We start from the raw sequence: 19587 nt of genomic DNA, 5'->3' as shown, positions 1-19587 counted from the left end.
AGGATCAGATCTCCCGCGCCGCCTCGGCCTGTCCGAGCGCCTTCTTGCGGGCGATATCCTCCAGCGCAGCAATGTATTTCGCGCGTTCGGCGGCACCGGCCTCCCAGGCGACCTTCCGATTGCGGACGACCTTGGCCGGGGCACCGACCGCGATGCTGTAATCCGGGATCTCACCCTTGACCACCGCGTGGGCCCCGAGCACGCAGCCCCGGCCGATCCGGGTCTCGCGCAGGATCGTCACCTTGGCCGCGATCCAGGTGTCCGGACCGATTCTCACCGGCCCCTTCACGATTCCCTGGTCCTTGATCGGCATGTTCACATCGTCCATCCGATGATCGAAATCGCAGATGTAGCACCAGTCGGCCACCAGCGTCGACGCGCCGATCTCGATGTCGAGGTAGGTGTTGACGACATTGTCCTTGCCGAACACCACCTTGTCGCCGATCCGCAGCAAGCCCTCGTGGCAGCGAATGGCATTGCCGTCGCCGATGTGTACCCAGCGTCCGATCTCGAGGCGCGAGAGCTCGGGAGTGGAGTGAATCTCGACGTTCTTGCCGAGAAACACCATGCCCCGCAGGATCACGTGCGGATTGGCCAGCTTGAACTTCGCGAGACGGTAGTAGCGCACCAGGTACCACGGTGTGTACGCCTTGTTGGCGAGCACCCAGTCGAGGGACGCACGCGTGAGGAACCGCGCCTGTTCGGTATCGCGTCGTCTCGACCCGCGCCAGCGTGTCCGCAGCGGCGCGTTCCACATACTCGTCATGGACGTTCACCCTAGTTTCTCGTTCGCCCGCTCTCTGCCGCCACCCTCGCGCGGGCTAGGGTTGTCTGTCGACTGTTGCTCGTCGGCGGAACGAACACAGACGCCCCGGCACCATGTCGGGCACGGACTCGAGTCATGGGGAGCGATCGATGCGCGGCGTCACGGCCAAGGGCAGGACCGGCAGAAAGGTCACTGCGGTCGCAGCAGCGCTGGCGCTGGTGGCCGTGAGCGGCTGTGGCACCGAGACGTCGGCCATAGAACCGCTCTCTCCCGATTCATGGCCTGCAGCGCACGCGAACTCCCACAACAGCGGTGCCACCGCAGTGTCGGTGTCGACCCCTCTGTCCTTGGACTGGACGCGCCCCACCGGCGGCACGGTGACCTCCCCGGTGTCCATCGGATCGACCGGTCAGATGTTCGTCACCGCCGCCACCGAATCCGGCTGCAACCTCTTCTCGTTCGAGATCGACTCCGCACGCAAGCGCTGGTGCAATCGCGTCGGACCGTCCGTCGTCACTGCGACGCCGACCGTCGATTCGGCGATCAACGTCTACATCGGCGACGACGGCGGCATGAACTCGTACAACGACCACGGCCAACTGCGGTGGCGCACACCGGTGTACGGAGTGCCCAAGTCCGCGCAGTTCCTCGGGGACGGCAGCGTGCTCTCGATCACCCAGATGGGGCAGGTCAGCGTTCTCGATTCGCAGAACGGGCAACTTCGAGTACCGATTCTGGACCTGGTTCCGACGCCGAATTTCCTGACCGATCCGAATTCGGATTTTCTGCCGGTCGACACCGGACTCGACCGGTGCAGCTCGGGCGGATCCGAGTGCCCCGTGCCCGCCTCACCCGCGGTCGACACCGCGACAGGGGCGATCTACCTGACCCTGTGGCGTCCGGGTTCGATTGCACCGCAACTGGTTTCACTGCAGTACGAGCGCGATGGCACGCCCGGTCTCGTCGAGCGTTGGTCCTCGGACCTGCTGCCGGCCGGTGTCGCGTCCAGTCCGGTGCTGTCCGAGGACGGATCGACGGTCTACCTGGCCGATGTCGACGGCAGGCTGACCGCGTTCGACACCGCCGACGGGCGACAGAAGTGGACCGAGGGCACCGGGCTCGGTGTCGGCGCCAGTCCCTCGATCGCCTCGGACGGCACGATCGTGCCGTCGGGCGGCGACGGCACCCTCGTCGGCGTGCGCGACAACGGAGATTCGGCCGAGCGAGTCTGGGTCCGCGACGACGTCGAACAGGCAGGCAGCGCAGCCCAATCCGCAGACGGACGCGGCCATACCGTCGTTCGTGAGGACGATGGACTGGCGCTGCTCACGTTCGACGCGGCCACCGGTGAGACGGTGGATGTGCAGCCCGTTCCCGACGTCGTCGGCACCACCGTCGGAACGTCGATCGGCCCGGACGGCCAGGTCGTCACCGCGAGCTACCTCGGCGAGATCTTCACCTACACAGGCTGACCGACAGCCCCTGGCGCGCAGACGAACGCCACTGCGGACCGATCGACTCGGGCGATCACCACCGACAGTGCAACGGATCCGCGAAGTTTGAGCTTGGGCCGCAGTAGCGCCGGATCCACGTCGACTCCACGGACGAGAATTTCCACCGAGCCGCAGTCCATCCGATTCAGCTGTTGCCGAAGCACTTTCTCCGAGAACTTGGACTGCTCCAGAATCCGAAACCCGCGCACCCCGGCCGGAACCGTGTCGCCGGTCAGATACGCGATTCTCGGATCGAGTTGCCACAGACCGAATCTGGCACCGTAGTGCCGAACCAAACCGGCCCTGACCACCGCCCCGTCGGGATCGACGAGGTAGCTGCCGGGGGGCCGAACCGGAATGTCGTCGGATTCTGCATCGGTGAATTCCAGCACAGTGCCATCGGATCGAAGAACCGCGGCGCGACGCCGAACACCGTTCTCGCTCAACCCTTCCGACCAGAGGCATGCTTCTCGCACTCCCCCGTCGAGCGAGACCACCTCGATCTCGCCGGCCCAGTCGACAGCGTCGAAATCCAGGCCGGGCGCGCACTTGACGACCAGGTCTCGGCCGCGATAGGCGTCGAACAGGTCCGGTAGCGGTGGTTGCAACGCCGCCGGGTCGTGGCGTCGCCGTCCACCTGCTCGGCGGCCGGGATCGGCGATCACGACGGTCTCACGCGTCGTCGGGGTCAGCGCGTCGGCGCGCAGCACGGTGGCGTCCGGCACGTTGTGTGCGGCCATCCGAAGCCGAATCGGGTCGAGATCGCTGCCCACCACCAACTCCGCCGTCCCGATCAGGACGGACAGTTCACCGCCGATCGAACACGTGACATCGTGCACTCGTCGTCCGGCGAGTCGAGCGGCCCGCCTGCGCGCGACGAGCGTCGGTGTTGCCTGCTGCACCGCCTCGTCGGTGACCCACCATCGGTCGGAGTCGAGCAGCTTCACGCGTGCTTTGCGGCGGACGGTGACGGTTTCGATCAGTGCACTCGCGTGGGCGGGAAAACGCTCCCGCATCGAGGAGATGTCTCGCACCGCTGTTCTCGTACCGAACTCGAGGCCGTCCGCGACGTCGAGTGCCTCGATGCCGACCTCGGAGTGCAGGAAATCGAGGTCGGCACCGGTGAAGTCATACCCCACGGCAGGCCCCGAAACCGAGACCTACGGCGTCAATGCCTGTCAATCGCGAGGTGCAGGCTTGGTGCCGGTGATCATCACGTTGTAGAACAGCCCGCGCGGTACCACGTGCTGCAGCACGTTCTCGTCGACCCAGCTCAGTGTCTTCCAACCACCGAAGGCGAATTTGGCCCAGTTCCACCCGAGCTTGCCCGCGGGTACTGCGGCCTCGAAGGTCCGCACCGGCCAACCGAGCAGAGCGGCGGCGAACTCCTCGGTGTTCGCCTGCACGGACTCCGCACCGGCCGAGAGCGCGATGTGCTCGAGATCGGTCGGATCGAACGTGTGCAGGTCGACGACGGCTTCGAGTGCCGCTGCACGCGAGGACTCGTCCAGCTCTTCCTGTGGCTTGCGCCAGCTCGCCAGGAACGGGAGCTTGGTTGCGCGGGTGGTCGCCTCCCACGTGATGCGTCCGAGCCAGCGCGCGTAGAAGTTGCCGACCGTGGTGGGTTCGCCCGCGAAGACGAAGCGGCCGCCCGGCTTGAGCACCCGCAGCACCTCACGCAGGGACTGTTCGACGTCCGGGATGTGGTGCAGGACGGCGTGCCCGACGACGAGATCGAACGTGTCGTCGTCGTACGGAATCGTCTCCGCGTCGGCGACGCGGCCGTCGACGTCCAGGCCGAGGTGCTCGGCGTTGCGCAGTGCGACCTTGACCATGCCGGGCGAGAGGTCGGTGACCGAGCCCTTGTCTGCGATGCCGGCCTGCATCAGGTTGAGCAGGAAGAACCCGGTACCGCAGCCCAGTTCGAGCGCGCGGCCGTAGGGCAGTGCGGATTGCGCCGACGCGTCACCGGAGACCGCCTGATCGAACCTGCCGCGTGCGTAGTCGATGCAGCGCTCGTCGTAGGAGATCGACCACTTGTCGTCGTAGGTCTCGGCTTCCCAGTCGTGATAGAGCACCTGCGCCAGTTTGGTGTCCGAGCGTGCAGCCTCGACCTGCTCGGCAGTGGCGTGCGGATTCGGGGCTGGATCGACCTGGCGGTCATCGGTCTCGGACGACGCCGACGGCATCGCGTTCGAGATCGATCGATTGACACCGTTGTGGGGGCTTGCAGTCATCAGGCGAGCCTACTATCCGGTAGCTGTGGAACAACTCGTCTCGGTGGGACCGTTGCTTCACCGCCCGGTGAAGGTCGCTTTCCCAGGGCCGTCGGCCACGAACGACGTCATGCCGATGGTGCGATCCTCGGTTGCGAACAGGGCCGCGAACTGCTGAGCCTCGATTCGCAGACCGGTGGTGAGATCCACGTCGAGCCCCTGATCGATCGACGCCTTGGCCGCTGCGAGCGCTCGCGATGCACCCGAGGTGAACTGCTTGGCCCAGGCGCGGGCGGCGTTGTACACCTCGTCCGGTGCCACCACCTCGTCCACCAATCCGATTCGCAGCGCTTCCTCGGCGCCAACGAAGCGGCCGGTGAAGACCATGTCCTTCGCACGGCTCGGTCCGATCAGCCGCGCCAGCCGCTGTGTGCCGCCGCCGCCGGGAATGACACCGAGCAGCACCTCGGGGACACCGAACTTCGCGTTGTCGCCTGCGATCCGGCGGTCCGCGCCCAGTGCGACCTCGAGCCCACCACCGAGTGCGTATCCGGTCACGGCCGCAACCACTGGCTTGGGAATGGTGCTGAGCGAGCCGAGCGCGGACTGCAGATCTCCGGCGATCTCGGCCATCTCGGCCGCGGACAACGCCACCATCTCCTTGATGTCGGCACCGGCGGCGAAGACCTTCTCACCGCCGTAGACGACGACGGCCTTGACGTCGGCATTCACCGTGGCCTCGCGGGCGGCCGCTCGGATTTCCTCCTGCATCTGCCGGTCGAGCGCATTCATCGGCGGACGATCCAGGCGGATGGTGCCGATACCGTCGGATACTTCGAGATTCACGAACTCAGCCATGGGCCGAAAGGCTACCGGGGCAGAGAACTAACGATCCGACCAGGGATGTCGCGTTCCGGCGTAGTACGCATCGTCGCCGTCGAAGAGCACCCGAACCGTCCCGTCGTCGCGGGTGAGAATCGGTAGGACCGGGGCGATCTCGCGGTCGTGATCGACCACCTGGGCGACGGTGTCGAACCGAGACAGTGCGTCCAGTTGGCTCCAGGTCGGCGGCAGGAGGATGGTGTTTCCCGACCGCCAGTCCGCCAGTGCGTCACCGGTCGAGCGCCAACTCACCGATGCTGCCTCGCTGGTCTCGCCGTCCGCGTTCTGGCCCTCGGGCAGCACTGCGACGAAAAACCGCGTGTCGTACCGTCGCGCTTCGCCCACCGGGGTGATCCAGTGCGACCATGGCCGAAGCAGATCCGATCGCAGCACGAGGTCGTGGGCGGTGAGGAATTCGGCGAACGACACCTCACGGCGCTCGAGCCGACCCCGCTCCGCCGCGAACGGAGCGGTATCGGCAACGATCGAATCCGGCGTCGAGCCGGCCAACAGCACGCCGCACTCCTCGAACGTCTCGCGCGCCGCAGCACACACCAGGGCCTGCGCCTTGCCCTCGTCGGTTCCGAAGCGCTCGGCCCACCACGACGGCGGCGGACCTGCCCAGCGAACATCCGCTGCCGCGTCCGAGGGGTCGACGCCGCCACCGGGAAACACCGTCATGCCACCCGCGAACGCCATGCCACCGACGCGTTCGAGCAGGAACACCTCGATATCGGGCCGCGACGAACCGTCACGAATCAAGATGACCGTCGAGGCGTCCCGCGCCTGCACGTGATCGGCAGCACTGTTCGAGCTCATGACAGGGAACGTACCGCTGTGCTGCACCGCTCAGTCGGTCGGTCCGCTCTATCGGCGGTGTGCCCCGGCAGCACGGGTCCGCCGCGCGAAGAACCGACCGTCGACGCGATCGAGCGCGATCGACTGACTGAATGCCTCGGTCAGGTTCTCCGCGGTGATGACGTCGTCCACCAGTCCCTGGGCGACCACCCCGCCTTCCTTGAGCAACAGCGCGTGACTGAAGCCAGGCGGAATCTCTTCCACGTGATGGGTGATCAGCACGGTGGCGGGGGCGTCGGGATCGGCCGCGAGGTCGGTCAGGCGTGCGACCAGTTCCTCGCGTCCACCGAGGTCGAGGCCTGCCGCCGGCTCGTCCAGCAGCAGCAGTTCGGGATCGGTCATCAGGGCGCGTGCGATGAGAACCCGCTTCCGCTCTCCCTCGGAGAGAGTGCCGTACGTGCGGGTGGCGAGATGTTCGGCACCGAGGCTCTCTAGCATTTCGACTGCGCGCTCGGTGTCGACCGCGTCGTATTTCTCTCGCCAGCGGCCCAGTACCGAGTAACCGGCGGACACCACCAGATCGGACACGAGTTCGTCGGCCGGAATGCGCTGCGCCAACGAGGAGGAGGACAGGCCGATCCGCGGTCGGAGTTCGGAGACGTCGGCCTTACCCATGACCTCGCCGAGAACATGGGCGACACCCAACGTGGGATGGATCTCGGCCGCAGCGACACGCAGCAGGGACGTCTTCCCGGCACCGTTCGGGCCGAGGACGACCCACCGTTCGTCCAGTTCCACCTTCCAGGTGACGGGTCCCACCAGGGTCGCACCGCCGCGGCGGACGACGACGTCGGTGAAATCTACGAGCAGGTCGGGATCCGGTTCAGACACGACGCCTATCTTCCCGCACATCGACCGTGCATTCACGGCAGGATGTGCACGCGTGTCGCCCAATGACGATCTACCTCGCACCTCCCACCGGACCGCGGACCGGGAATCCGGATCGAACCCACCCGGATCACCGTTCCCGCTGGGTGCCACTGCACTGTCGACTGGCACTCAATTTGCAGTCCATGCACCCGAGGCCGATGGGGTCGAGGTATGTCTGATCGATCCGGACGGCGATGAACGTCGGGTGGAACTGACCACCCACACGTTCGGAGTTCGACATGCCTTCGTTCCGGGAGTGCGGCCCGGTGACCGATACGGCTTCCGTGCCCACGGGACGTGGGATCCGCACTCCGGACGACGGTTCAACGGCGCGAAGATTCTGCTCGATCCCGCGGCGCGTCAGGTGGCCGGAGCATTCGGAGACCCATCGGCGTTGCTCGCCTACGAGGACGACCCGTTCGGGGCGCCCAGTTCTCGTGACTCGCTCGGGCACCTCCCGCTCGGCGTCGTCCGCGCAACTGCCGATCGCGTCGGCCGCCCCGCGCGCCCCGAGGTGCCCTGGGACCGAACCGTTCTCTACGAGCTGCACGTGGGATCGTTCACGGCCCGCAATCCTGCTGTCCCCGAGCATCTTCGGGGTACATACCTCGGGCTCGCCGAGCCGGCGGTCCTCGAACACCTCGCACGCATCGGCATCACGTCGGTCGAATTGTTGCCCGTACACACCACCTTCACCGAACCCGGCGTCCGCGCCCGGGGCATGCGAAACCACTGGGGGTACTCGACGGGTGCGTACTTCGCACCGGATCCACGCTTCGCCGCTGTTCCCGGTGCCGAGGTGGACGAATTTCGCACCATGGTCGACGCGCTGCACGCTGCCGGGATCGAGGTGATCCTCGACGTCGTCTACAACCACACGTGCGAATCCGCGGTCGACGGCCCCTCGATCAGCTGGCGTGGGCTCGATGCGCCCGGCTACTACCTGCTGGACGGACGTGGATCGGACGTCGATCTGACCGGCTGCGGCAACACTCTCGATTCCGCGTCGCCCGCGGTCGTGCGGATGGTGTGCGACAGCCTTCGGTACTGGGTCGAGGACATGGGTGTGGACGGGTTCCGATTCGACCTCGCCAGCACTCTCGGCCGGCCCGGCGGTTGGCGATTCGATTCTCGCGCACCGTTGTTGACGGCCATTGCCACGGACCCGGTCCTGACTCGGGTCAAATTGATCGCCGAGCCGTGGGACGCCACCGGTGCCGGCTATCAGGTCGGCAACTTCGGAGTGGCGTGGTCGGAATGGAACGATCGCTACCGCGACACGGTGCGACGCTTCTGGGCGGGCCAGCACGGCGTCCGCGAACTGGCCTCGCGCCTGGCCGGTTCGGAAGACCTCTTCGCGGGCGGCGGACGCCTTCCTTGGGCGTCGATCAACTTCGTCACCGCGCACGACGGGTTCACCGCCCGAGATCTGGTGTCCTACGAGCGGAAGCACAACGAGGCCAACGGCGAAGAGAACAGGGACGGTACCGACAACAACTCGTCGGTCAACCACGGCGTCGAGGGGCCGAGTGACGATCCGTCCGTCGTCGAGGCCCGGGGACGACATGTCCGAGCCCTGCTGGCCACCCTGACGCTCTCCACCGGTACACCGATGCTGCTGGCCGGCGACGAACTGGGACACGGTCAGGGAGGCAACAACAACGCGTACTGCGTCGCCGAGGATGCACCGGCGGCCGACGCCTGGGCCATCGACTGGGACGGTGCGGATCAGAACATGATTCGCTTCGTGGGCCGACTGCTCCGCGTCCGAGCGAGCGCTCCGACACTACGTCAGCAGGAGTTCTTCACCGGCCGCGCGACACCGACCGGCCGACCCGATCTGGTCTGGTTCGATTCCGCCGGAATCGAATTCGACACGGAACGATGGAACGACGACTCGGTGCGCACCATTCAGGCCTGGGTGGACGGCTCCGACGTCCGCTCCTACGCCTCCGACGGCGGGCAGGTCGACGACGCCAGCTCGCTCCTCGTCCTCCATTCCGGCGGTCCAGCCGAGATCACTCTGGCGTGTCCGAGTTGGTCGTCGTCGCGGTTCGTTCCGGTCCTCGATTCCTCGTGTGTGGACGGAGTACCCGCGGATACCACTGCGCTGGAACCGGGTTCGACGATATCGGTGACCGGATCGACAGTCCTGGTACTGCGCAGCGCAGGCAGGTGAGTCATGAACAATTGCACGAGCGGACCGACTCCGAGCGCATAGAGAACCGTCCCGACGCCGAGCGTCCCGCCGAGCAACCAACCGGTGAGCACCACCGTCAACTCGATTCCGGTGCGGGTGAGGCGAATCGACCATCCGGTCCTGGCCACCAGACCGGTCATCAGTCCGTCTCGTGGCCCCGGCCCCATCCCGGCACCGATGTACAGCGCGGTGGCGAACGCGTTGACCACGATGCCCGACACCATGGCCAGGGTCCTGAGCAGGAGCCCGTCGAGATGCGGCAACACCGCCGACGTCGCGTCCACCGCAACGGCGATCACCACCACGTTGCTCACGGTGCCCAGGCCGGGACGTTGTCGCAACGGGATCCACATCAGCAGTACGGCCACGCCGGTGATCGCGGTGATGGTTCCGAAGCTGAGCGAGAGGTGACTCTCGAGACCCTGATGAAAGACGTCCCATGGGTTGACGCCCAGTCCACCGGCGATCATCAACGACATCGACGCCCCGTACAGCCACAGCCCCACGTAGAGGGCGGCCAACCGAGAAGGAAGCCGGCGACCGGCGACAACACGACGTGGTGAGATGAACATGTTTCCAGTCTCGGGGCTACTGGATATGTTCGGCATAGCCACTTACGCGACAGTGGACCCCAGATCTAGGGAACAGCAATCACGGTCGTCGAACCGGGTGCCACTTCGGTGAAGCCTGCATCCCGCACCGCGACGGCACGTCCGGCGCGAACCTCGTCCGACGCGCGCGTCCATTGTTCAGGGTTCGCGGATCGGACCGAACATGCGAAACCCGACGCAGCCCACTCGCGGCACTGCGCTGTGCTCATCGCACCGGCCAGCAGCATCGACGCATGCCCCACCTGAGCGGCTGCCTTGCCCACCGTCATCGACAGGGAGGCGTCGATCCACAGCACAGGGCCGGCCGAGACCGCAGGTTCGTCCTCGGCCGACACGTCGGTCCCACCGATCTGCAGCCGCTTGATCCGCGGATCCAGATCTCCGACCCGACCGGGCACGAAAGCGCGTGCCGACGCTCCCCCGACGTCGACCGTCACACCCGGAACCTCCTGCGCCGCGTGCCACTGTGCACCACGTGCACGTCGGGCAACTTTCCGGATGCGAGCCGACGTCCACTCGGTGAAGGCCTCGTTCCACGACGCGCCGACGCCCACTCGTTGGTCCAGGCACAGCGCCACGGTTGCTCTGGCAGCTGCCTCGAGCAACTCGCTACGGAGGGGCGGATCGACCTTGGGGATGTGCAGCACCAACGGCATGGCCAGAACCTGTGACGGATCTTCCGGGTCCTCCGCTCCGCCGTACCCGCGAGCGAGCTCGGCGTGGCGCGAGGCGAACGTGTTGTCCGGTGAGAATTCCTCGGCCGCAGTCGCAGCGGCCACGTCATCCGGTGCTTCGCCGAAGATGGGACCGTCGATCATGTCATCGCCGGTCATGTGGTCGCCGGTCATGGGATCGGGACGCGGCGGACTCCGCCGTCGACTGCGTCCGCAGCTTCGATCTCGTTGCGGGTGACGCCGAGGATGAACAGAACCGCATCCAGATACGGATGCGAGATGGCCGTGTCGGCGATCTCTCGCAACGCAGGCTTGGCGTTGAACGCGACCCCGAGGCCCGCGGCCGTCAGCATGTCGATGTCGTTCGCTCCGTCGCCGACGGCGACGGTCTGCTCCATCGGCACTCCCGACTGGGCCGCGAACTCACGCAGTGCGGTCGCTTTCGCAGCACGATCGACCACTTCCCCGATCACCCGGCCGGTGAGCTTGCCGTCGACGATCTCGAGGGTGTTGGCCTTGACGTAGTCGAGTTCGAGTTCGTGAGCAAGACCCTCGATGACCTGGCGGAATCCACCGGATACTACGCCACAGGCGAACCCGAGCCGTCGGAGGGTGCGGATGGTGGTCCTGGCCCCTGCCGTCAGTTCCAGGCTTTCGCCCACTTCGTCGATGACGGATTCGTCGAGTCCGGCCAACACGGCGACCCGCTGTTCGAGCGACTCCGCGAAGTCGATCTCTCCGCGCATGGCAGCTTCGGTGACCGCACGTACCTCGTCCTCGCGCCCGGCGCGGGCGGCCAACATCTCGATGACCTCGCCCTGAACGAGGGTGGAGTCGACGTCGAACACGATCAGTCGCTTGGATCGCCGCGCGATGCCGCCGCGTTGCACGGCGATGTCGACACCGATTCCGGCTGCGATGGCCGCGAGGCCGGTCCGCAGTTGCAGGTCGGCATCCCCCGAGGTGTCGGTCGCGGTCACCTGCAGTTCCAGGCCCGTGACGGGATAGTCGGCAATACCGCGAATGGAATCGATGTTCGCGCCCTGTCGGGCGAGTTCACGGGAGATGGTGCTGAAAGCGCGAGCCGTCACGGGTCGACCCAGAACGACGACGACGTGGGTGGCCAAGCTCTGACCGCCGCTACGCGCGGTGTCGATCTCGACGTCGACGTGAACGCCGACCGTCGCCATCGCGTCCTCGAGTTCTTCCTGGAGCGCCTCGGGGTCGCGAGGGCAGGACAGGAGAACGCCGAGAGTCAGTCTGCCGCGAATGACCACCTGCTCGACGTCGAGAAGGCTGACGTTGTGCCGTGACAGTGCCGCGAACAGCACCGATGTGACGCCCGGCTTGTCTGGTCCCGTCACCGTCACCAGCACTGCGGTGTCGCTCGAAGTCACCGGATCTCCCTTTCGCGCACGGCCAGCGGCCGGTTGGGTCTTCGTGTCACCTGTCGTGGACGAGCAAGCTCGAACACGCCACGAGATTGTCGCAAGCGAAGAGCCCCACCCGGTAGCCGGGAGGGGCTCTCGCTGCTGCTGTGGACTACTTGGGGTCCGGGTCTCCGGATCCTTCGTGATCGCTGGTGGCGATCGGAGCCCGGCGGGCCTGTTCGAGGACCGCGGTGGTCTTACCGCCGTGCGCTCCCGGCCCGACGTGCGCTTCCGCGCGCATCCGTTCGACCATGTGCGGGTAGTGCAACTCGAAGGCCGGACGCTCGGAACGGATCCGAGGCAGTTCGGTGAAGTTGTGTCGCGGCGGCGGGCAAGAAGTGGCCCACTCCAACGAGTTGCCGTAGCCCCACGGGTCGTCGACCGTGACGACCTCGCCGTATCGGTAGGACTTGAACACGTTCCACACGAACGGCAGTGTCGAGGCACCCAGGATGAAGGCACCGATCGTGGAGATGATGTTCAACTCGGTGAACCCGTCCGAGGGCAGGTAGTCGGCGTAGCGACGCGGCATGCCCTCGTTTCCGAGCCAGTGCTGCACCAGGAACGTGGCGTGGAATCCGAAGAACGTCAGCCAGAAGTGCCACTTGCCCAGCGCCTCGTCCATCATCCGGCCCGTCATCTTCGGGAACCAGAAGTAGATGCCGGCGTACGTCGCGAACACCACGGTGCCGAACACCACGTAGTGGAAGTGAGCGACCACGAAGTACGTGTCGGTGACCTGGAAGTCGATGGGCGGCGATGCCAGCAGAACACCGGTCAGTCCGCCGAAGACGAAGGTGATCAGGAACCCGATGGAGAACAGCATCGGTGTTTCCAGTGTGACCTGGCCTCGCCACATCGTGCCGACCCAGTTGAAGATCTTCACACCCGTCGGCACCGCGATCAGGAACGTCATGAAGGAGAAGAACGGCAGCAACACTGCGCCCGTGGCGTACATGTGGTGCGCCCACACAGCGATGGAGAGGGCTGCGATCGCGATGGTTGCGTAGATCAGACCCGAGTAGCCGAAGATCGGCTTACGAGAGAAGACGGGGAACACCTCGGAGACGATTCCGAAGAACGGCAGCGCGATGATGTAGACCTCGGGGTGGCCGAAGAACCAGAACAGGTGCTGCCACAACAGCACTCCGCCGGTCGCCGGGTCGAACAGGTGCGCCCCCAGATGTCGGTCGGCCGCCAGGCCGAGCAACGCAGCTGTCAGCAGCGGGAACGCCAGCAGAATCAGGATGGACGTCACCAGGATGTTCCAGGTGAAGATCGGCATACGGAACATCGTCATGCCGGGAGCGCGCAGGCAGATCACGGTGGTGATCATGTTGACGCCACCGAGGATGGTACCGAGACCACCGACGGCCAGGCCCATGATCCACAGGTCCGCACCGACACCGGGCGAGTGCAGGGCCGAGGTGAGTGGGGTGTACGCGGTCCATCCGAAGTCGGCCGCACCGCCGGGGGTGATGAATCCGGCCGTCGCGATCAACGCACCGAACAGGTAGAGCCAGTACGAGAAGGCGTTCAACCGCGGGAACGCGACGTCGGGAGCGCCGATCTGCAGCGGAAGGATGTAGTTCGCGAATCCGAACACGATCGGCGTCGCGTACAGCAGCAGCATGATGGTGCCGTGCATGGTGAAGAGCTGGTTGTACTGCTCGTTGGACAGGAACTGCATTCCCGGAATGGCCAACTCGGCGCGCATCAGCAGCGCCATGAGTCCACCGATCAGGAAGAACGCGAACGATGTCGCGATGTACATGATTCCCAACACCTTGGGATCGGTGGTCGTCACCGCTTTGTGCAGGAACGACCCCTTCGGTCCCGTCCGCGGCGGGAACGGCCGAGCAGCATCCACCGCGGGAGCGGGCCTAGGCGCTAGGGCAGTCACAGATCCTCCTGATTGCGCGTCGGACCTCGAACCACGAGGCGACGTCATCTAGTCGTGCGCTCCTCGAATCGTAGACCGTCGGACCGACGCTTGCCGAACCGGTCCTACCGTGTGTCGTATTGGGCCGAATCGAGCATGCCCGCATCGCGCGATCTGCCTGCGCTGTCGGCCTTTCCGACGCAGTCCGGAACGCCGCGAGAGTCACCGATTCCGGACGCTCGACGGCGTCCGTTCGGGTGTTCTGCGACGGCCGCCTTCCGATACTGTGTGAGACCACCCGACCCGTCGAAGGAAGTCCCGCGTTGCCACTCCACCCACGACTCCCCCGTTCGTGTGCGCCGCGCAGGACCGGCGCCGTCGCCGCCGTGTGCCTTGCCGCCGCCATGGCGCTGACCGGCTGCTCCGATTCCGAGGTGCAGGACGACGCATCCACCATCATCCGCACCACCACGAACATCGCCGGTGCCGGAGTGGTCGGAAACAACCGGGACACCGTGGGCCTGTGCCCCGCGCTCGCACCACTCGACCCGACCGGAATCGAGGGTGACACCCGACCCGTGGGACATGCCGAGGGAATCAGCGCCCTTCCGGCCGACCCGCAGCGCATCGTCGTGCTCGATGCCGCAGGCCTGGACGCGAGCTGCGCGGTCGGAATCTGGGAGCGGGTCGTCGGGGCGGCCACGATCGACCCCGATTTCCGCGGTGACGGCGATCAACCGCTGTATCTGGGCACCGGATTGGCGTCCGTCCCGTCCGTCGGCCCGGTGGGCTCGCCCGACATCGATGCCATCGCCGCCCTCGATCCCGATCTGATCCTGGGTGCAGATTCACTCGGATCGAACACCTACGACGAACTGACGGCCATCGCCCCGACCGTCTTCACCGCCACCGGGCAGGGCTGGAAGGACACCTTCCTCCAGTCCGCGGCGGCGCTCGGCCGCGGCCAAGCAGGATTCGAGGCACTCGCGTCGTTCTCCGCGGATGCCGAGCGGGTCGGTCGCGAGATCGATGCCACCCAGACCCAGGCGTCCGTCGTTCGATTCGATGCGGACTCCATCGAGGTGGACGGACCCGATTCGTTCGCGGGCCAAGTGCTCAGCGAAGTCGGTGTCGGCAGGCCACAGAGCCAGCGCGACGCCGATTTCTCGGTCGAGGCGGACGATCTGTCGCCGGTCGAGGGAGACATCGTCTACGTGCGATTCGCCGGCCCCGACGGCGAGACGTTCGGCCGCGAGGTGATGGACAGTGACGCGTGGCACGCCCTCGGTTCGGTCACCGACGGTCGGGTCTTCGCCGTGAACGACACGGTGTGGTCGGGCAGCGGCGTCGTCGCGGCGCGGGCCGTTCTGGGCGATCTGTCCGCTTCCCTCAACGCCTACGTCTCCTGACGCGATGCCGATTCCCGAGTTCGTCCGCGCCCTGCGCAGTGTCGTCGGTACGTCGCCGCTGTGGTTGTCCGGTGTCAGCGCTGTCGTTCTCGACGACGACCGGCGCGTACTGCTGACCCTGCGAGCGGACAACAACACCTGGGCCGTGGTCTCCGGAATTCTCGAACCGGGCGAGGAACCCGCCCCGGCCGCCCTGCGTGAGATCGGCGAGGAAACCGGAGTCGACGCCTCGATCGTGCGGCTGACGAGCGTCGACGTGACGGAGCCGATCACGTATCCCAACGGCGACGTCGCGCAGTATCTCGACATCACGTTTCTTGCTCGGTACGTCGGCGGCACTCCTCATGTGGCCGACGACGAGAATCTCGACGTCGCCTGGTTCGCACTCGACGCGCTGCCGGAAAACCTCACGGCCACTTCGCGATTGCGAATCGAGAAGGCCATCGCCGACGAACCGTCGGCGTGGTTCCGGCGCTGACTCACCCGCCGAACGACAGTGACGGATTCCTCCGATGCAGCACTCGTCGACGCTGAATGTGATATCACTTTAATATCACCATCGAGAGGGAGGTTCCCATGTCCGCACCTGCAACCGTCGCCGAGAAGCCGACGGGTACCCCGACGACCACCATCGCCGAGCGCCCGGGTTGGGATCTGCCCGGCTGGTCGATGCTCGGCATCGGACTCGCGCTGTTCCTCGGCGGAATCGCCGCGTTCGCATTCGGACTCGTGTTCGCCGTCGTCGGGCTCGTCGTCACCGGGGTCGTCCTGTTCGTCCTCTCCCTGCCTGCGCTCATGGGTCTGACGCTGGTGCAACCGAATCAGGCTCGAGTTCTTCAGCTGCTGGGGAGTTCGTACAGCGGCACCCTGCGGACACCGGGGCTGCGCTGGACCAATCCGTTGACCTACCGCCGGGCCATCTCGACGCGAATCCGCAACCACGAGACCGGCCAATCGAAGGTCAACGACGCCGACGGCAATCCGATCGAGATCTCCGCCATCGTGGTCTGGCAGGTTGCCGATACCGCACTGGCATCGTTCCAGGTCGACGACTACGAGGAGTTCGTCGCCGTCCAGACCGAGTCGGCCGTCCGGCACATCGCCGGCAGCTACCCGTACGACGCCGAAGGGCGAATGTCGTTGCGGGAGAACGCCGACGAGATCACCGCCGCCATGTCGGAGGAGGTGCACGCACGGGTGCGTTCGGCCGGTGTCGAAGTGATCGAAACTCGAATCAACCGGCTGGCCTATGCCCCGGAGATCGCCCAGGCCATGTTGCGGCGTCAGCAGGCCGGTGCGGTCATCGCTGCCCGTCAGCAGATCGTCGAAGGCGCCGTCGGAATGGTGGAGATGGCGCTCGGGAAGCTCGAGGAGAAGCATGTCGTCGAGCTCGACGAGGAGCGCAAGGCCACGATGGTGTCGAATCTGCTCGTGGTGCTGTGCAGCGATCGCGACACACAACCTGTCGTCAACACCGGATCGCTGTATCAGTGAGCCATGGCCGTCGAACGTAAGAAGATTCTGCTGCGGTTGGACCCAGCGGTGCACGACGCCCTCGCCCGCTGGGCCTCCGACGAATTGCGGAGCACCAACGCTCAGATCGAGTTCCTGTTGCGCCGCGCTCTGAGCGAGAAGGGTCGAATGCCCAAGGACGCCGAGGACATTCGCCCGCCGGGACGCCCACCGAATTCGTGAGCGTCCCGGAACGGCACGAATGGGCTCAGAAGTCCCAGTCCTCGTCTTCGGTGTTGACGGCCTTGCCGATGACGTACGAGGAACCCGAGCCGGAGAAGAAGTCGTGGTTCTCGTCGGCGTTGGGTGAGAGGGCCGACAGGATCGCAGGGTTGACGTCCGTCTCGTCCTTGGGGAACAGGCCCTCGTAGCCGAGATTGTTCAGTGCTTTGTTGGCGTTGTAGCGCAGGAACTTCTTGACGTCCTCGGTCAGGCCGATCTCGTCGTAGAGGTCCTGGGTGTACTCGACCTCGTTGTCGTACAACTCGAACAGCAACTCGAACGTGTAGTTCTTGAGCTCCTCGCGCTGCGCCTCGCTGACCTTCTCGAGACCCTTCTGGTACTTGTAGCCGATGTAGTACCCGTGCACGGCCTCGTCGCGGATGATCAGCCGGATCAGGTCCGCGGTGTTGGTGAGCTTGGCCCGCGAGGACCAGTACATCGGCAGGTAGAAGCCGGAGTAGAACAGGAAGGACTCGAGCAGCGTCGACGCGACCTTGCGCTTGAGCGGATCGTCACCGTGGTAGAAGTTCAGGACGATCTCGGCTTTGCGCTGGAGGTTGACGTTCTCCTCGGACCAGCGGAATGCATCGTCGATGTCGCGGGTGGAGCTGAGGGTGGAGAAGATGGAACTGTAGCTCTTCGCGTGCACCGACTCCATGAACGCGATGTTGGTGTACACCGCTTCCTCGTGGGGAGTGATGGCATCCGGGATGAGGCTGACAGCGCCGACCGTGCCCTGGATGGTGTCGAGCAGCGTCAACCCGGTGAACACACGCATCGTCAGCTGCTTCTCGACGGCAGTCAGTGTTGCCCACGACGGGATGTCGTTGGATACCGGCACCTTCTCGGGCAGCCAGAAGTTGCTGGTGAGGCGCTCCCAGACTTCGGAGTCCTTGTCGTCCTGGACCCGATTCCAGTTGATCGCGGAGACACGATCGATGAGCTTTACCATGGGTGCCTACCTACAGGTCGATGAGCGAGAAGTGGGGACGAAGCTACGTGAAAAGTCGCTGATACGAACACTACCCGTTGTGTCCGACAACTTCGGTAGGCACTACAAAGTGTGCCGGGAGTGTTGCCTGCAGGGATGACCCCTGTGCGCGCTTCGGTCTGTCACCACCCCACCGAGCACGGTACGGTTCCGGCCTCGATGGCAGCGACCAACTGCGCGTGATCACGCTCGTTCTGATCGGCGTAGGCGTCGGCGAAAGCCACCATCGCCCGATCGACGTTGTCTCCGCGGCCGAGGTAGTCGGCGATCGCCTCCGCGTCACCACTACGAGCGTGCGCTCGCGCGAGTACCTCACCGCACGCGGTAGCGGATTCGGTGAGGTACGGCCCGATGATCTCGCCGTCGGGAATGACCTTCATGTCACGGAACTGCCGAACGTAGAAGTTCATGTCCCCCACTGCCGTCCATCCCACGAACATGTCGGTCGCACTCTGCAACATTCGCTGTCCGTTGACCACGCGGGCACCGTGATTGTCGTACCGGCTCGGTTCGAGAAATTGCTCGAACACCGACGGCCCTGCCTGCTTGATCTGCAGGAAGAAGGGGTCGCACGTTCGCCGCTCTTCCAGCAAGGCCAGATACACCCGCATCCCCACGCTCCCGACGCCGACCACCTGCCGAACGACGTCGAGAACTCGGAACCGGGTCAGCAGACTCCAGATGTGGTCGTCGACCGATTCGCTGTAGCCGGCGATCACCGCCTGCACCAGCTCGATCTGGGAATCACCCACGTGAGTGCGAAAGGGTGCGTCCTCGCGAATCCGTCGACGACCGTCCCTGGTCTCGGTGAACTTGCGGGACGCCCCACGGCTGGTACGACGCTCGGCTTTGGTTTCGATGAGCTTCTCTGCGTGGCGAGCGATGCCCGACGAGAAGTGACCGAGCAGACCTGCGACGTCGATGCGGTCGTACCAGATGTCGATCTCCGGCGTGTTCGCGTATGCCCTCATCTTTCTGCAGTACGCGGCCGTCATCGCCGACACCGCTCGATCGGAACGCCGCGCATCGACCCCGTTCTCTCGCCCGAGAACCACGAGAGAGGTCGCCAGCCGTTGGAGATCCCACTCGAACGGGCCGGGCAGCGTTTCGTCGAAGTCGCGGAGGTCGAAGTACAGGTTTCGTTCGGGAGTGGCCCACAATCCGAAGTTCAACACGTGGGCGTCGCCACACAGCTGGACCTCGATGCCGGTGTGCGGAGTCGACGCGAGGTCGGCTGCCATCACGGCCGCGGCACCGCGGAAGTAGGTCCACGGCGACGCGGACATTCGGGCGTAGCGGATCGGCAGCAGCTCCGGCACCCGAATGATGTTCTGCGCGAGCACCGTGTCGAGCGCGTCGTGACCACGCGAGACCGGATCCCATTCGCCCAACCCACTGCGGGGTACGCGCCGACGGGCGTGACGACCACGCGAGAATTGCTCGGAAGGACGTGCATCCTTCCGAGCAATCTTCACATCGATATCGGATTCGACCTCGTCGTCCGCGTCGGTGTCCACGCCCGATTATGCTCCGCGGCGCACCGTGATATCGCGGTATTCACCACAGGACGA

The 19587-nt window shown here is 65.5% G+C and carries 17 protein-coding genes; 6 read left to right on the top strand and 11 right to left on the bottom strand.

All coding sequences use genetic code 11. From position 1 onward, the window contains the following. Nucleotides 1–4: 4 nt before the first annotated feature. Nucleotides 5–766 carry an acyltransferase gene (locus CH251_RS17985; protein ID WP_094614327.1) on the bottom strand — a complete coding sequence of 254 codons (762 nt, stop codon included), beginning with the start codon at nt 764–766 and terminating at the stop codon, nt 5–7. 149 nt (nt 767–915) lie between these two features. Between CH251_RS17985 and CH251_RS17980 the strand changes: the two genes are divergently transcribed. After that, a complete protein-coding gene (locus tag CH251_RS17980; protein WP_094614326.1) occupies nt 916–2238 on the top strand; it encodes a PQQ-binding-like beta-propeller repeat protein in 1323 nt (440 codons plus the stop codon). On the opposite strand, the gene CH251_RS17975 is transcribed toward CH251_RS17980, so the two are convergent. From CH251_RS17975 to CH251_RS17955, 5 genes are all read right to left on the bottom strand, one after another. Next, nucleotides 2226–3398, bottom strand: a complete 1173-nt coding sequence (locus tag CH251_RS17975; protein ID WP_094614325.1) for an SAM-dependent methyltransferase — start codon at nt 3396–3398, stop codon at nt 2226–2228. The genes CH251_RS17980 and CH251_RS17975 overlap by 13 nt on opposite strands. Nucleotides 3399–3437: 39 nt before the next feature. After that, complete coding sequence (locus tag CH251_RS17970) at nt 3438–4448, bottom strand: class I SAM-dependent methyltransferase (protein WP_094614508.1); 1011 nt, start codon at nt 4446–4448, stop codon at nt 3438–3440. A gap of 105 nt (nt 4449–4553) precedes the next feature. Further along, nucleotides 4554–5333 carry an enoyl-CoA hydratase/isomerase family protein gene (locus CH251_RS17965; RefSeq protein WP_094614324.1) on the bottom strand — a complete coding sequence of 260 codons (780 nt, stop codon included), beginning with the start codon at nt 5331–5333 and terminating at the stop codon, nt 4554–4556. Between the two features lie 27 nt (nt 5334–5360). Next, nucleotides 5361–6176 carry an NUDIX domain-containing protein gene (locus CH251_RS17960; RefSeq protein WP_094614323.1) on the bottom strand — a complete coding sequence of 272 codons (816 nt, stop codon included), beginning with the start codon at nt 6174–6176 and terminating at the stop codon, nt 5361–5363. A 48-nt stretch (nt 6177–6224) separates the two neighbouring features. Next, nucleotides 6225–7067 (bottom strand): ABC transporter ATP-binding protein, encoded by an 843-nt coding sequence (locus tag CH251_RS17955; protein WP_094614507.1) that lies wholly within the window; start codon nt 7065–7067, stop codon nt 6225–6227. A 118-nt stretch (nt 7068–7185) separates the two neighbouring features. Here CH251_RS17955 and glgX point away from each other — a divergent pair, with 118 nt between their 5' ends. After that, on the top strand, nt 7186–9264 hold the full coding sequence (gene glgX / locus CH251_RS17950) for a glycogen debranching protein GlgX (RefSeq protein WP_256979167.1): 2079 nt from the start codon (nt 7186–7188) through the stop codon (nt 9262–9264). A 658-nt stretch (nt 9265–9922) separates the two neighbouring features. On the opposite strand, the gene CH251_RS17940 is transcribed toward glgX, so the two are convergent. The 3 genes from CH251_RS17940 to ctaD all read right to left on the bottom strand — a co-directional run bounded on the left by CH251_RS17940 (nt 9923) and on the right by ctaD (nt 13903). Further along, entirely contained in the window at nt 9923–10729 is an 807-nt protein-coding gene (locus tag CH251_RS17940; RefSeq protein WP_179273390.1) for an aminoacyl-tRNA hydrolase, read from the bottom strand. Nucleotides 10730–10740: 11 nt separating this feature from the next. Beyond that, nucleotides 10741–11967 (bottom strand): phosphoserine phosphatase SerB, encoded by a 1227-nt coding sequence (serB, locus tag CH251_RS17935; RefSeq protein ID WP_094614321.1) that lies wholly within the window; start codon nt 11965–11967, stop codon nt 10741–10743. Between the two features lie 145 nt (nt 11968–12112). Beyond that, a complete protein-coding gene (gene ctaD, locus CH251_RS17930) occupies nt 12113–13903 on the bottom strand; it encodes a cytochrome c oxidase subunit I (protein WP_094614320.1) in 1791 nt (596 codons plus the stop codon). 383 nt (nt 13904–14286) lie between these two features. Here ctaD and CH251_RS17920 point away from each other — a divergent pair, with 383 nt between their 5' ends. From CH251_RS17920 to CH251_RS17905, 4 genes are all read left to right on the top strand, one after another. Beyond that, nucleotides 14287–15291: an iron-siderophore ABC transporter substrate-binding protein gene (locus CH251_RS17920; RefSeq protein ID WP_094614318.1), complete on the top strand. Its 1005-nt coding sequence runs from the start codon at nt 14287–14289 to the stop codon at nt 15289–15291. A gap of 4 nt (nt 15292–15295) precedes the next feature. After that, on the top strand, nt 15296–15769 hold the full coding sequence (locus CH251_RS17915) for an NUDIX domain-containing protein (RefSeq protein WP_094614317.1): 474 nt from the start codon (nt 15296–15298) through the stop codon (nt 15767–15769). A gap of 98 nt (nt 15770–15867) precedes the next feature. Further along, nucleotides 15868–16785: an SPFH domain-containing protein gene (locus CH251_RS17910; protein WP_179273391.1), complete on the top strand. Its 918-nt coding sequence runs from the start codon at nt 15868–15870 to the stop codon at nt 16783–16785. A 3-nt stretch (nt 16786–16788) separates the two neighbouring features. Further along, on the top strand, nt 16789–16986 hold the full coding sequence (locus tag CH251_RS17905; RefSeq protein ID WP_037189794.1) for a hypothetical protein: 198 nt from the start codon (nt 16789–16791) through the stop codon (nt 16984–16986). Between the two features lie 25 nt (nt 16987–17011). Here CH251_RS17905 and nrdF read toward each other — a convergent pair whose 3' ends face one another. After that, a complete protein-coding gene (gene nrdF / locus CH251_RS17900) occupies nt 17012–17977 on the bottom strand; it encodes a class 1b ribonucleoside-diphosphate reductase subunit beta (protein WP_008717549.1) in 966 nt (321 codons plus the stop codon). A 161-nt stretch (nt 17978–18138) separates the two neighbouring features. Then, nucleotides 18139–19533: a DUF2252 domain-containing protein gene (locus CH251_RS17895; RefSeq protein WP_256979149.1), complete on the bottom strand. Its 1395-nt coding sequence runs from the start codon at nt 19531–19533 to the stop codon at nt 18139–18141. Between the last annotated feature and the right edge of the window lie 54 nt (nt 19534–19587).

Origin of the sequence: Rhodococcus sp. 06-462-5 (genome assembly GCF_002258315.1) — a bacterium.
GTDB lineage: Bacteria > Actinomycetota > Actinomycetes > Mycobacteriales > Mycobacteriaceae > Rhodococcoides.
Note: the sequence above shows the minus strand (reverse complement) of the source record. Positions and strands in the feature narration are given on the sequence as shown.

What these genes read in the sequence shown, in the direction of transcription:
- CH251_RS17985 (WP_094614327.1), bottom strand. Translation starts at nt 766, where the DNA reads ATGACGAGTATGTGGAACGCGCCGCTGCGGACACGCTGGCGCGGGTCG.
- CH251_RS17980 (WP_094614326.1), top strand. Translation starts at nt 916, where the DNA reads ATGCGCGGCGTCACGGCCAAGGGCAGGACCGGCAGAAAGGTCACTGCG.
- CH251_RS17970 (WP_094614508.1), bottom strand. Translation starts at nt 4,448, where the DNA reads ATGCCGTCGGCGTCGTCCGAGACCGATGACCGCCAGGTCGATCCAGCC.
- CH251_RS17965 (WP_094614324.1), bottom strand. Translation starts at nt 5,333, where the DNA reads ATGGCTGAGTTCGTGAATCTCGAAGTATCCGACGGTATCGGCACCATC.
- CH251_RS17960 (WP_094614323.1), bottom strand. Translation starts at nt 6,176, where the DNA reads ATGAGCTCGAACAGTGCTGCCGATCACGTGCAGGCGCGGGACGCCTCG.
- CH251_RS17955 (WP_094614507.1), bottom strand. Translation starts at nt 7,067, where the DNA reads ATGTGCGGGAAGATAGGCGTCGTGTCTGAACCGGATCCCGACCTGCTC.
- CH251_RS17940 (WP_179273390.1), bottom strand. Translation starts at nt 10,729, where the DNA reads ATGACCGGCGATGACATGATCGACGGTCCCATCTTCGGCGAAGCACCG.
- CH251_RS17920 (WP_094614318.1), top strand. Translation starts at nt 14,287, where the DNA reads ATGGCGCTGACCGGCTGCTCCGATTCCGAGGTGCAGGACGACGCATCC.
- CH251_RS17915 (WP_094614317.1), top strand. Translation starts at nt 15,296, where the DNA reads ATGCCGATTCCCGAGTTCGTCCGCGCCCTGCGCAGTGTCGTCGGTACG.
- CH251_RS17910 (WP_179273391.1), top strand. Translation starts at nt 15,868, where the DNA reads ATGTCCGCACCTGCAACCGTCGCCGAGAAGCCGACGGGTACCCCGACG.
- CH251_RS17905 (WP_037189794.1), top strand. Translation starts at nt 16,789, where the DNA reads ATGGCCGTCGAACGTAAGAAGATTCTGCTGCGGTTGGACCCAGCGGTG.
- nrdF (WP_008717549.1), bottom strand. Translation starts at nt 17,977, where the DNA reads ATGGTAAAGCTCATCGATCGTGTCTCCGCGATCAACTGGAATCGGGTC.